Annotated in this window: 12 protein-coding genes; 1 reads left to right on the top strand and 11 read right to left on the bottom strand. The window is 46.2% G+C overall.

Annotated features, from left to right (window positions below):
- Window positions 1-134: 134 nt before the first annotated feature.
- Window positions 135-1,340, bottom strand: a complete 1,206-nt coding sequence (gene chrA, locus BM099_RS15035) for a chromate efflux transporter (protein ID WP_090728970.1) — start codon at window positions 1,338-1,340, stop codon at window positions 135-137.
- Window positions 1,341-1,585: 245 nt separating this feature from the next.
- On the opposite strand from chrA, the gene BM099_RS15030 reads away from it, so the two are divergent.
- Complete coding sequence (locus tag BM099_RS15030; protein WP_090728969.1) at window positions 1,586-3,163, top strand: BCCT family transporter; 1,578 nt, start codon at window positions 1,586-1,588, stop codon at window positions 3,161-3,163.
- Between the two features lie 62 nt (window positions 3,164-3,225).
- Here BM099_RS15030 and BM099_RS15025 read toward each other — a convergent pair whose 3' ends face one another.
- The 10 genes from BM099_RS15025 to BM099_RS14980 form a co-directional block, all read right to left on the bottom strand.
- On the bottom strand, window positions 3,226-3,936 hold the full coding sequence (locus BM099_RS15025) for a 3'-5' exonuclease (protein ID WP_198064017.1): 711 nt from the start codon (window positions 3,934-3,936) through the stop codon (window positions 3,226-3,228).
- Window positions 3,933-5,840 (bottom strand): DUF294 nucleotidyltransferase-like domain-containing protein, encoded by a 1,908-nt coding sequence (locus BM099_RS15020; protein WP_090728967.1) that lies wholly within the window; start codon window positions 5,838-5,840, stop codon window positions 3,933-3,935. Before BM099_RS15020 ends, BM099_RS15025 begins: the two co-directional genes overlap by 4 nt.
- A 258-nt stretch (window positions 5,841-6,098) precedes the next feature.
- A complete protein-coding gene (locus BM099_RS15015) occupies window positions 6,099-6,362 on the bottom strand; it encodes a Txe/YoeB family addiction module toxin (protein WP_090728966.1) in 264 nt (87 codons plus the stop codon).
- On the bottom strand, window positions 6,355-6,609 hold the full coding sequence (locus BM099_RS15010; RefSeq protein ID WP_090728964.1) for a type II toxin-antitoxin system Phd/YefM family antitoxin: 255 nt from the start codon (window positions 6,607-6,609) through the stop codon (window positions 6,355-6,357). Before BM099_RS15010 ends, BM099_RS15015 begins: the two co-directional genes overlap by 8 nt.
- A gap of 158 nt (window positions 6,610-6,767) precedes the next feature.
- A complete protein-coding gene (locus tag BM099_RS15005) occupies window positions 6,768-7,226 on the bottom strand; it encodes a DUF2846 domain-containing protein (protein ID WP_177201202.1) in 459 nt (152 codons plus the stop codon).
- A gap of 198 nt (window positions 7,227-7,424) precedes the next feature.
- On the bottom strand, window positions 7,425-7,889 hold the full coding sequence (locus tag BM099_RS15000; RefSeq protein ID WP_090728962.1) for a hypothetical protein: 465 nt from the start codon (window positions 7,887-7,889) through the stop codon (window positions 7,425-7,427).
- Complete coding sequence (locus BM099_RS14995; RefSeq protein ID WP_090728961.1) at window positions 7,889-8,767, bottom strand: hypothetical protein; 879 nt, start codon at window positions 8,765-8,767, stop codon at window positions 7,889-7,891. Before BM099_RS14995 ends, BM099_RS15000 begins: the two co-directional genes overlap by 1 nt.
- Window positions 8,768-9,359: 592 nt before the next feature.
- Complete coding sequence (locus BM099_RS14990; protein WP_090728959.1) at window positions 9,360-10,193, bottom strand: universal stress protein; 834 nt, start codon at window positions 10,191-10,193, stop codon at window positions 9,360-9,362.
- On the bottom strand, window positions 10,186-12,585 hold the full coding sequence (locus BM099_RS14985) for an efflux RND transporter permease subunit (RefSeq protein WP_090728958.1): 2,400 nt from the start codon (window positions 12,583-12,585) through the stop codon (window positions 10,186-10,188). The genes BM099_RS14990 and BM099_RS14985 overlap by 8 nt, the downstream gene beginning before the upstream one ends.
- Window positions 12,578-13,744 carry a WD40/YVTN/BNR-like repeat-containing protein gene (locus tag BM099_RS14980; protein ID WP_177201201.1) on the bottom strand — a complete coding sequence of 389 codons (1,167 nt, stop codon included), beginning with the start codon at window positions 13,742-13,744 and terminating at the stop codon, window positions 12,578-12,580. The genes BM099_RS14985 and BM099_RS14980 overlap by 8 nt, the downstream gene beginning before the upstream one ends.
- Between the last annotated feature and the right edge of the window lie 108 nt (window positions 13,745-13,852).

Raw genomic sequence — 13,852 nt, 5'->3', positions numbered from 1 at the left:
AAACAGAGACTTAAGTACAGGGAGACGCTTAATAGGCATATGGGTTACTTTTAACCCACCCGTATAATACTTTTCCCTGCTATGCATGAACGATGTGTACCTACACTCATGATATAAAAGTAATATATTTTCGACTACAACAGCGCAGAGAGTACACTTGCAAACAGACACCACACGACCACATACAAGGGTGAGAGTCGCCATATCGTTAACATGCCCAAAGCGACAAGCGCGATTGCTAAATCGCTGCCGGATGTAATCCCTGATGTTAAAATCGGATCGTAAAGCGCCGCACCCAAAATGCCCACAACAACCGCATTAACACCTGCGATGGCATTGACTGCTATCGGATTAACAGAAATGGCCTGCCATAGTGGTAACACTGCCGCTACTAAAAGGAACCCCGGTAAAAACATAAAAGTCAGAGCGACTAACGCGACCAACCAACTCCCGTGCTCCGTAGGAATAATGGCACCTAAGTAGGCAGAGAAGGCAAACATGGGGCCCGGAATCGCTTGCGCTGCACCATACCCGGCAAGAAAGCTTTCATTAGAAACCCATCCCGTCGCCACAACAGAGTCTTCGAGCAACGGCAAGACTACGTGCCCTCCACCAAAGACCATCGCCCCAGCATTATAAAAAGCCTGTGCAACTGAGTAGAGCCCCTCTTTTTCCGGACCCACCCCCAATGCAAGCAAAAGGAACAGGAACATTGCCAATAGCACTAAGCCCAGCCGCTTTCCATAAGTCACTTGGGTATGATTATCAACTGCCTGAGCCGATTCACGGCAACACACCATACCGGCAATCGCACCACCACATACGACCAGAATCTGAGCCCACACTGAACCCATTAGTAACAACGCACAGGCAGCCAATACCGCTAAACTCTGTCGATAGATGTCTGGGCAGAGCTTTTTAGACATACTCAGTACGGCGTCGGCAACAACAGCACAAGCCACCAGTTTCAGTCCATGAATTGCCGACTCCCCGATGTGTCCATCCAAAACGGGAAGTGCCAATGCAAAAGCAAGCAACATGATCACGGAGGGAAGCGTAAACGCAATAAAAGCGGCGATAGCCCCCAGCCAACCGGCGCGTAATAAACCGAGAGAAAAACCAAGCTGGCTACTGGCAGGGCCAGGAATAAATTGACAAATCGCGAGCAGTTGGCTGAATTGGCTTTCACTCACCCACCCCTGCCGCTCAATTATTTCTTTCCTGAAATACCCAATATGAGCAATAGGCCCGCCAAATGAGGTGAGCCCTAATTTGAGAAACGTTTTAAAAACTTCAGTAACGTTTCCTTTAGTAGCCGCTTCTTGTTTGACTTCGGACATGCGAAAACCTCTCTAAAGGCAGACCTACAGAATACCCTCTGGAAGGTACTTTAATTATTACAAACAACGGAAAAGAACATGTCTTGGCAATCATTGCAATCTGATCTCAATATAATTTGAGTTAGACGCCTATTTAGCGCTGGTAAATGTTATTGTATCGCGGCATCACTACACCTTAGTAGCAACCTGTAAGTGATGCATTTCTAGATATTTTTATAGTAATAACGGATGTTAAAGAGGGTTAAATGAGTGAACAAACAGATAAATATAGTATAGATAACACGGACTATACTATTGGTCAGGACAACGTCCAAAAGTGGGGATTTGATATCCACAACCGTGTTTTTGGTATCAGTGCTGCGCTGGTATTAATCTTCCTATTAGCAACATTGTTATCAGACCCAGCCACTGCAAAAGGATATCTGGACGGCATAAAGTGGAACATTATCGGTACCTTTGACGTACTGTTTATGTGGTCTGCAAATTTCTTTGTTATTTTCTGCCTATTTTTGATTGTCTCACCCTGGGGAAAAGTTCGCCTGGGTGGTGATGATGCTAAAGCAGAACACTCTACGATTTCCTGGCTAGCGATGCTGTTCGCTGCAGGAATGGGAATTGGGCTGATGTTCTGGGGAGTTGCAGAACCCGTTGCTTACTTCACTGGATGGTATGAAACGCCATTAGGTGTTGAACCACTAACACCTGAAGCCGCTCGTATGGCATTGGGCGCCACTATGTACCACTGGGGCTTGCACCCATGGGCAATCTACGCGGTGGTTGCGGTATCCCTCGCATTTTTCACCTATAACAAGGGCTTGCCACTGTCCATCCGCTCCGTCTTTTACCCTTTGTTAGGTGATCGTACTTGGGGATGGCCCGGTCATATCATTGATATACTCGCCGTATTAGCAACGCTGTTTGGTCTGGCAACGTCGTTGGGCCTTGGCGCTCAGCAAGCGGCAGCGGGTATTAATCATGTGTTTGGTATTGAAGCAGGTGTCGGTCTGCAAATATTGGTGATTGTTGTCGTTACATTGCTGGCGATCATTTCAGTGGTACGAGGTATCGAAGGCGGTGTAAAACTGCTGAGTAACGTCAATATGATCATTGCCTTTGTCCTGCTGGTCTTTGTAGCGCTTTCTGCAGCGGCTATCTCTCTGGGTACTATTCCAAAGACAATCGGCGCCTATCTGGGAAATATTATTCCATTAAGCAACCCGCATGGACGTGAAGATGAGGCCTGGTTTCAGGGCTGGACTGTCTTCTACTGGGCTTGGTGGATCTCCTGGTCTCCTTTTGTAGGTATGTTTATTGCGCGTGTATCCAAAGGCCGTACCATCCGCGAATTCATCACCGCCGTACTGCTTATCCCTACCAGCGTCACTGTCATCTGGATGTCTGTGTATGGAGGCATTGCGATTGATCAGGTGGTGAACAATATAGGAGCATTAGGCACAGATGGCCTGACATCAGTACCTCTGGCGATGTTCCAGATGTTTGATGAGCTGCCAATGGGTACTATTCTGTCTGTCATCGGCATTCTGCTGGTTCTGGTATTTTTCATTACCTCCTCTGACTCAGGTTCACTGGTTATCGACAGCATCACCTCAGGCGGTAAGATAGATGCTCCGGTACCTCAGCGAATTTTCTGGGCAAGCACAGAAGGTGCGATTGCAGCAGCGCTACTCTGGATAGGCGGCACAGAAGCTATCCAGGCATTGCAAGCCGGTGCTATTTCTACCGGCCTACCTTTCACCATCGTACTGTTGTTGATGTGTGTGAGCCTGGTCTTAGGCTTGAGAACAGAAAGAAAATACAATTAATTAATTAATTGATGCTGTAATTCACAAAGCTCGGTTCGCCGAGCTTTTTTATGCCCAGCTTTTTATGCCCATAAATCCTTAACAGGCATATCTGGATCCAAGTGATGCGCAATCTGCGCCTGCAATAACTCAGCAGTGGCCACCGCATCCGTGAGAGCATTATGTGCATCGTAATGTGGGAGATTATAACGTCTGCGACAATACCCTAACCTAACCGGATCAAGCGGCTTCTTTAGTAATTTTTCAAAGAACCCCTGCTGCCCCTTGAGGATATTTGCCTCTATCTGCATCGTATCAAGCAGCGGAAACAGAAGCGGTTCATGCAACAGCTCCATGACCGCCTTATGAAAGAACTCTCTTTCTATGTAACGATAATGAACCACGACCAACTTACCTTCAATAGCATCCAGCACCTCATCCAGAATTACCTCAAGGGGTGGTGCGGCTTCCACCGCAGAATGCGTAATACCATGAAACACGATGGACTCCTCCGTCATGTCTTGCTCCGGCTTTACAACCCAATGCTTAGATTCACCACAATAAATCCGCCTGATATCAAAAGGCACAAGACCAATACTGACAATCTCGGAGTCCTCTAAAGACAAACCCGTGGTTTCAAAATCCATCGCAACCATCGGTGCCTGTCGAATCGGGGTTTCGGGGTTTATAACTCCCTGTCTATAAAAATCAAAGACCATTTCACTCTTACAGGAGGTCGAGCGCTGCATATAATATTCAACCCAATCCAAGGGTAGATCGCGCTCAGTAGTCACTCTTTTTTACCTGAGATAGGCGTAATTGCCGTATAGCGAAATTTAAGAAAATTCTGCGCTACACTTAACACCTGGAACGCCTCTTTCAGGTTTCGTCGTTCAAAACGAGACAAGTTATCCGGCTCTATATTGTTATCCGGCGGCAGTTTCTGATTTACATCGTGCGCCTGATGCCTAACCCTGACAATAGAAAGGTACTCAAGCGCATCACTCAGATCCTGGGCTTTGCCTTCCGGCAACAATTTAGTCTCAATGATATCGTCGAGACGCTCAAACGAATTGCGTGCTCTGGACCCAACCGCCAATGCATGTACACGAATCACATCGGTCAAGGGTGCTGTCCCCCGGCGTTTAAGGTTTATGGTATTGTTATGCCGTCCATCTTTTTCCATAACAAATGCTTTAAAGAAACCCAATGGCGGCGTACGGGATAAGGCATTTCTGGCCAGCGCTGCCAGAAACCTGCTATTGTTTTTTGCCTGAGTAGCTATATGCCGACGTAATTCAGTCGCCCACTGCTCTCGGCCCCACACCCCCTCCAAATCGAAGAAAATTGAGCAGTGTAATAATGCCTCAGGATCAGCACGGGTAATCCATTGACTAAACAGCCTCTTCCACTGGCTCCGTGTTAGCTGCCATTTAGGGTTGGTCGCCATAATACCGCCGGTGCAATAGCTATAACCACAAGCGTTCAGACCATCACAAACAAATGTAGTCAGTGCAGAAAAGTATTCAGCGTGAAGATCGGCATCGTAACTATCATCAAAAATAATGGCATTATCCTGATCAGTCACCAGTAACTGCTCATCCCTCGCCATAGACCCCAGCGCAAGAAAACAATACGGGATCGGCGGTTGACCCAACTCTGCTTCCGCCAGTTCTAACAATCGCTGTTTGAAACTGCGCCCAATGACCGACATCGCCGAACCAATCATGTGCGAGTTAGCATCTTCATTGACCATGCGCACGAAAGCTTCAGGTACTAACTCAGCATAGCGGGCAAGTTCCATAACGTTATTCTGTGCAAAGATTCCTCTGACTAAAAACAAGCTACTCTTGGACTCGTAGCGAACAATATCCTCCAGAGTAACAACGCCTATCGGCTTTTTCTTTTTAAGAAGTGGCAAGTGATGCAGATTAAAACGCAACATGGTTAACATCACTTCATAGACATAAGCATTTTCATCCAACGACACCATATCAGTGGACATCACTTCACTGATCGGCGTTTGCAAATCTAACTCTTGTGCGATGACACGGCTAATGAAGTCGTTATCCGTAATAATGCCAACGGCTTGTCCGTCATCATCTTCCGGATCATTTTCTATGGGCTTATCGGGATCGGTGATCAATAAAGATGACACGTTCTCCTGAGTCATAATCAACGCTGCTTTACAGATTGGCGTATCTTTAGTCACCGTCACGACACCATGCATCAGCAGACTCTTTGCTTTATCCGTCGTCAAATCATTTTTGTTAGTCTGATCAGCAACAGACTGGTGCAGCAAAGCGGCGTTATCCACTTCAAAATAATTGGAGAAGTCATCATGTTGATCGCAGTAATCATTGAACAGATCCGCCGAGATGCAATATACCAGAGTATCTTCCAGCGCTCTGGCGGGAAAGCGCACCCGGCCACGCATCATCAACCCCATCTGGCCAAAAACCCCTCCAACGTCCAGACGGTTGTATAGCTCACCATTACGCCGAAAGGTTTCCACCGCACCGCTGCGCACAACAAACAAATCATTAACCGGCTCACCGTAATTGAGGATATCGCTACCCGCCACATAGTAGGCAATCTCGACTTTCTTAGCTAAATGCGACAATGCCTCATCCGGTAGCGCATCAAAAGGTGGGAAACGCTGTAAAAAGCGCTGAATTTCTATCTGCTCTGGCTGCACAAAAGCCCCTGTAAAAAAACCAATAAAATATTCATCTAAAGTAACACAGGTGATTGAAAGCTTCGCAGGAAAGATAAAAGCGTAGGGGGGTAACCGTATGTTGGTTGTTAAGTACACTTAACAGCCAACAAAGACAGATGAAGTAAACAGCCTTGCAGATGGTTTTATGGTTGGCCACTGACACGGCCTATAAGCGTTACTTGGGCTTATTTAATAGACAAGGTTCAGATCTGTGGGCTGCACGGCACAGCTCCAAATTTAATAGTGATAGCGGCATGAAATTATCGTAATTACATTGTCATCAACAGCATAAACCAAGCGATTCGTATCATCGATACGCCTAGACCATAAACCAGCTAAATTTTCTTTTAAAGGTTCAGGCTTACCAATGCCTTCAAAAGGGGAACGCTTAACATCCTTGATGAGCTTATTGATACGTTTAAGCGTTTTTTTGTCCTGTGTTTGCCAATAAAAGTAGTCACTCCATGACTCATCCGTCCATGAAAGCAAACGACTACTCATCCATTAAATCTCTTTGAGTGACTTTGCCTGCTTTGAACTGTGCAATTGAACGGTTCAAATGCTCTGCATTTGCCGGCGAACGCAATAAATGCACGGTTTCCATTAGGCTATTGTAATAATCTAAAGACATCACAACGGCATCTTCGGCATCCCGACGTGTGATGACGGTGGTATCCGCATCGTTAACCACACCATCTAAAACCGCTTTTAAGCCATTTCTAGCTTCTGTAAAAGATACGATTTTCATACAGCCTCCACATGTACAACTAATAAGACAAGTTTAGTCTCAGCAGGTCAACTTGTACAGTAAATGGAACATGCGGGGCTCCTCAACAGCTAAAACTTCGTACATCGGGCGAATGAATAAGGCAGATTGCAGCTACACAACACGCCACACGTGTTGCTCTATTTACTGCATTGTCCCTTTTTCGCCATTTTTAGTTTTGCAACGGCTGCCTTTCCTTTTTCCTCATCAACCAGTTCTACATTAGCCCCGCCCACAAAAGCACCTAATTTAATGTATTGACTCACGAAGTAATTTTTACCATTTTCTGTTTTTAGAAGAAGGTCGTTTGGTGAGAACTCCGATTCTGTGGATATTTTATGCTCCGCGTCACCGCTAACCTCTTCGTAGAAGAAAATGTTAGGCGCCGTTTCCCCGATACATTTGCCATCAACCCAGACATCTTTCTTGAGTGCTCCGCCAAATGAGCCTGCACGATAAATATATAATCCAGCATTTCCAGCAGAAGGAGCATTAAACTGTTTTGCCATCTCAGTTTGCTCTAGAGACTCCATTGGAACAGAGGCACATCCTGATAAGAGTGACACCGTTACAGCAGCGCAAAGTACTACTTTTTTCATTATTTTTTTCCTTGATTTTTCGATGAGCTTCAATTGCTTTTTTTGGAGGCCCTAACCAGCTCTCAGGCTTTAGTTGAGCACGAATTCAACTCCCAGATTAAGGTCAGAGGAACTAATCCACAACAGTAAGTTTACTCTGATCCCATTTATTGCGATCGAGCATCAGAGCATCATATTGACGCTCTTGTTAGAATTTTTCTACTCAATAGACCTGATTAATGCACTTCTAATACTTATTTTCGCAGTGTAGAAACTAATAGCATTCAGTGAGATAGCAACAGCAAACATGAAAAACAACCATGCTCCATCAAATGTATTCAGTCCACCAACAAACCAGACACCGATACATGGAAGAAGATAAATAATACAATTCAAAACACCAACATTAAAATGAATTTTGAGCCTCCAATAATCGGGCCATGAATGTAATATTTTGGAAGTCCGGTCGTCAGGAAAAAGCACACCAATTCCTTCTTTCAGTGTCCAACCAGAAATACTAATCGGGAAAAACATTGCCCACTTTAGGGCATCTTCATTTATTGACATCGTCAGAAAATACTTCCCAATAAATTCCCCGTAAAAGATATAGATAGCAAAACTTAAAATTAGGAAAACGAACTCATAGCTGATGAAAAAAACTCTTAAATAGTAGAGCGCTTTCATTAGTGCTTCATATCCCTTTCTCTTGAAACTTTATCAAACTGAGATTTTGCCTTTAAAGCAAGTTCATTAGGCGCTGGTTCTTTTTCATGGAGGAAGCTTTTCTGGGTGTCGCTTGTTTTAATTACAACTTCATCAACACCGTCAAAACCAACTACTTTACCTCTTCCATAACCATCTGCAGCCATGAGTATTGCTGCATCACCAATCGCGGGTACTTCATCTGGCTCATAGTCTGGAGAATCCATGATCTTATCCATAAGCTCGATTATTTTTGATTTCAAACCTTTTGGCTTGGAGGTAAGCTCTTTAACTGAGACTTCTGATGCATTCCGGCTATCAATATATTCATTTAGACTCCCCCACAATCGGCCAAATAAAGGGTTGGGAGGATAAACAGTTGCCGAAAACTCTGTAAAGTGGCTCAACTTTTTCAACCGACTAGTAAACGCACGGTAATCCGATATTGGCTCGACATCACAAGCGACCATAAAACCGTCAAATGCAGCCTCAATTACAGATTTAAACCTTCTAGTGAATACATCTTCTTGAATTCCGTTCCATACATGTAAAAAAGCTATTCCTGAACATTCAGGTAAATATACAAAGGAAGAACTTGCCTCGAGGAGATTAGGTACATCCGCGTCTATTTGTGAGCGACTAATTTCGTCAATGACTTTCGCATGACCATCTTTTGCATATTTAGACAACTTTCCAAAAACATAAGGAAATTCATCATGCCTATTATCTGTAATGTCTGTAATAGTCCAGTCGAATTTACCGATCGTAATGATAGGAGCGTTTGCAATAGCATTCATCAAGCTTACTTGATCGAGATTTATTTTAACGACTCGGCCAAGATAATATCGTCCTCTTCTCATCAGATATCCCTATATGCCCTAAAAAAATTCTAACCGCTAAAATTATAAAGCCCGCAGCCTGATAACTATTTGTCCCTTAACAAGGAGACAAACAATAAGACTGGCGGCACATAATTTTATAAACCAATAACTTGAAAGAAGCATGGGAGTGGCGTTGATCGACAAAAGAAGCCTCCATGCTCTTGCTGTTATTCATTCCTTTAGCATGAGAATAAACCTATTGCCTTAAAGATCAATGAGCTATCACTAATACTTTCTTATTAACTGGAAAGGGCTCACTGAACAAGGAATTTTACAGAATGGATTTCAGCCTATTGCCTATATGGGTCGGGAATCAGCATGCTCCCGATGTTAGCGCTTAATTTTATGCGCAGGGAGAACACCTGTTAATAATAACAATGAAGCATAAAACCCAGCTTATAAGCCAGGAATGCCAATTGGACCGGGCAGGTCGGGAATTATTGAACAAGCGGATAAAGCCAATGTTAACAGGGTAAGTGTGATCATTTTCAAACGCATACAAGCTCCTTAGTGCTCCCGTGCTTATCAGAAGGTTAGGAGCTTGTCGCTATTGTAGAGATTCTTTGGCGGGCTACAAACTTTTATCAATATCCACGCATAAGCCCGCACGCAATACCAGCACATCACAGCTAAGACGATCGAGTATGCGTTCAGCGGTATTACCAAGCAAGGCGCCTTTTATGCCATCGCGGCCATGTGTGCCGATAACCACCAGCGCGGCGTGTTGATCTTCGGCTACTTTGGGAATCCAGTATTCTGGCGGTCCTTCTCCCAAATGATATGCGGAGGGTTTAAGTTGCATGCTGCTAAGCAGTGATTTTGCGGCGCTGGCTGCTCTTTCTTCCGAGAGGCTGGCGGATTGATTGACGGGCTCGGCACCTAACATCGGCGGCGCATATGAAACCACCACCTGCAGTTCGGCTTTAGCTTCTCTGCTGACAAATTCGGCCATCATCAAAACGCCTTGATTGAGCTGTAAGCAACTTTTTTTGCGCGAAAGCGGGTCTACCGCCGCTATAATCTTGCCGCCTTCCCACAGGCTGTCCCTTTTTACCAGTAACACAGGACAGGGGGTTTGGCGCAGCAGTTGCCAATCCAGCGGTGCCATCAGGCCTTTGTGGGTGGCTTCGCAGCTTTTAACCAGCAGTGAGAAATGATCATCTTGCCAACGTGTTAATACATCCTGCAATAAGGTTTTTTCCTCCTGATAGTGCTCTTTAATCGTGAGCCCATCAGCCTCCAGTGCCGCAACTAAACGTTTTAGCGGGTGGTCCGACAAGGGTACAAACAACCAGAGAATTTCCAGTTTACAGCCCATGCGATCGGCGATTAACACACCGCGCTTAAACGCCTTTTCGGCTGCGTCACTGGCATCCAGTGCCACCAGTATCTTATTATTAAACATGCAAATTCTCCTCGGCCTGAACCACTTCCCGTTTGTGCAGCAAGCAGGCTAACGCTGGCAACAAGATGAGTGCACCCAACATGTTCCAGAGGAACATAAAGGTAAGCAACACGCCCATGTCGGCCTGGAATTTAATTGGTGAAAATAGCCACAGGACCACACCTATCGCCAGCGTCAGTCCGGTAAATGCAACTGAGGAGCCGGTAGTTTTCAATGTAGCAAGATAGGCTTCCGGCAAAGGTTTACCCTCCAATAGATAGGTACTCAAGCGTGAATAGATATAGATGCCATAATCCACACCGATACCGACACCTAAAGCGATAACCGGCAAGGTGGCAACTTTAACGCCAATACCCAGGTACGCCATCAACGCCTGACACAGCACAGAGGTAAGCGCTAACGGTGCAATAATGCAGATCACTGTTTTGATTGAGCGGAAGGTCAGCAAGCAGAGAATACTCACCACACCATACACCCAGGCAAGCATCTCGTATTGTGCTGTGCCGATAACATCATTAGTCGCTGCTTCAAAACCGCTGTTTCCGGCAGCCATTTCAAATTTCAGCTCCTCACTGTTATGTTCAGCGGCAAAACTGGCAATGGCGGTCGAGACACGCTCCAGTGTTTCTGCTTTATGATCATCGAGAAAGATAATCACCGGTAACAGCGAGCAGCTCCCATTCATAAAGCCGGAAGGGACATACGCCAGCGACGCGTTGATCACATACTGATTACGGCTGACACTGCGCCACTTCAGGTTACCTTCATTCAGACCCGAGGTGACACGTTTAGAGACATCCACCAGTGATACACTGTTTTGAATACCCGGCACATTGGTTAAGAACTGTTGGAGGTTATCTACCATCGACAACGTTGCGAAGCTGGTACATTTGTCTCTTGCCGTAGTAGCCATCACGACAAAGATGTCGCTGGAGGTGGAATAATGGTCCGTTACAAAAGCATTATCGAGGTTGTAACGTGAATCAGCCCGCAGCTCGGGCGCACCTTTATCCAGATCGCCAATTTTCAGATTCTGACTTCCGTAGAGACCTGCAGCCAAGGCAAGCAACGCAAAGGCCACAGCAATAGCAGCACCGCGAGGTTTTGCAAACACCGTGAGCACTTCCCAACGGGAGCTGGCTTTATTCTGGCTGGCGTGCATTTTAGCGATAGCTTTGTCACCCACGCCCACATAAGACATCAGCAATGGCAGCAATAACAGGTTTGTTAAAACGATAACCGCGACACCCACAGAGGCCGCTACCGCTAAATCCTGTATCACCTGAATATCGATCACCATTAAGGTGACAAAGCCTAAGCCATCCGACAATAACGCGGTTAAGCCAGGAATATAGATCGCACGAAAAGCACGACGGGCGGCTAACCACGGATCGGCGCCTTCTGACTGTTCCAGGCGAATCGTATTCACTACCTGTACGCCGTGACTCACACCAATGGCAAATACCAGAAAAGGCACCAGCATGGAGTAAGGATCGAGACCATAACCGAGAGTTTTTAATAAACCCATTTGCCAGACAACAGCCACCAGCGAGCAGCCAATCGGAATCAGCGTACCGGTCACACTGCCGGAGTAGAGATATAACAATACCAGCGTGATGCCGATAGCAATGGCGAAGAAGAGTGCGACCGATTTGGCGCCATCAATCAGATCACCGATGATTTTGGCAAAGCCGGTAATACGGATACGAATGTCTTCGTTTTCATACTTCTGGCGGATTAATTCTTCCACCTTGCCGGAGAAGGCTTGATAGTTAAGTTTTTCGCCGGTGGAGGGATCTTTATCAAACAGCGGCATCTGGATAATGGCGGATTTAAAATCGTTCGCCACCAGAATACCCACCTGCCCTGAGCGCAGCACGTTAGTGCGCAGCTGATTCAGACTGGCGGCGCTTCCATCATATTCAGGCGAAATAACCGGTCCGCCTTCGAAGCCCTCTTCGGTCACTTCGGTCCAACGTACGTTAGGCGTCCATATCGATTTAAGCGCCGAGCGATCTACGCCCGGAATAAAAAAAGCTTCATCGGTGACTTGTTTGAGCGTGTCCTGAAACTTCGCAGTGAAAATATCGCCTTCTTTTGCTTCCACCACCACGCGTAAACTATTGCCCAGGCCGGACAGGTCGTCTCTGTATTTGAGATAGTTTTCAACATAGGGATGGCTGGTCGGAATCATCTTAACAAAGCTGGCATCCGGTCGAATCTGTACTGCCTGAAAGCCTAACCAAAGCGTCATCAGCACAAAAATCAGTAATACCGGCAAGCGTTTGTGAAACAGCACCCGCTCTATAATTTGCTCAGATAGCTTAATCGGCCCTAATAACGCGGATGTCAGCCCTGATGTTTTTTCTGGCGTAGGCGATGAACTACTCATAACTCGCCTCCAGTGCCTTATCCGTTATCCGTTTTATGCCTTTCTCGCCCACCAGCACCCATCCATCTTTGACACGAACAACGCTACTCCATGCCCGACGATCTTGCGCATCAAATACGTTAAGTTGATCAAGCGACCGACCGTGTAAGACTAATCCTCCCTGCCCCACCAACATAATCTCTTCCTTCTTCTCATCCATATAGGTGGCTGCACCCGACATGGATGCCGAACGGATCAACGCCACTTGCTGCCATGAATCACCCTGATCCTGGCTGGCAAACAGATGGCCTCGTAAACCCAGTGCTAATACCTGATCTTGATAGGCGGATAAGCCAAAAAATGAGCCCTCATAAGGAGAGTCCAGTGCCACCCATGACTCCCCCTGATCGTCTGATCTGAATAACAGGCCTGCTTCAGCGGCGATGATAAGTGTTTGCTGGTCTGTCATCTGTTGATTGATTGACTGCTGATTAACTAGTTTCGTATCAGCTAAAAGTGCATTCAGATGAAAACGGTCCGGATTGGGCACATGATGCGACAACACCGCCCAACTGCTTCCGCCATCCTCGGTTTTCAGTAGCAGGCCATACGCACCCAGCACAAAGCCTTTCTGGTTATTAACAAAGTAGATATCCAGTATTGGCTGAGTCGGCCCCTCTTCTACCGCTACCATGGCATCATCTAAGAAGAGCTCCAGATCCTCGAGTGATAGATCCGCTGCCTTAGGATCACCTCCTGCATCAAATAACGCCTGGTAAGTGTCTAGTTGCAACTGGTTTAACTGTCGTCCATCAAGTTGCTTGATCCAGGTGTCACCGCCATCCGCTGTATGAATGACAACACCATCGTGACCTGCCGCCCACCCGTGTTGGTCATCAGAAAAGTAAACAGATGTGAGTAATACACTGACCGGGGTCTGAACCTGTTTCCAGTCTTCTCCCTGATCATCCGAAACAAGAACACGCCCATGATCACCCACAACCACAAGACGATCACCGGCTTTTGCAATATCCAGCAACAACCCTTCACTTGCCCGTGACGACAGCAAGCTGGGGGTATCTATCCGATCTGCCGCCGCAGACACCCACGCCGTCATTGCCAGCAATAAACAACAAACAAACCAGCGCGCACGCTGCAAGACTTTAGTGAAACTGAGCATAAAGCCCCCATTTCTTATCATTATTTGGGGAATCAAAAGAAACACCAGCATAACACTCTGTGTGATGTTCTTCCTGCCACGATAAGCGACATTCTTAACCTGTTGATA

Source organism: Neptunomonas qingdaonensis, assembly GCF_900113275.1.
GTDB classification, from domain to species: domain Bacteria; phylum Pseudomonadota; class Gammaproteobacteria; order Pseudomonadales; family Balneatricaceae; genus Neptunomonas; species Neptunomonas qingdaonensis.
This window is presented reverse-complemented; position numbering and strand designations above follow the sequence as displayed.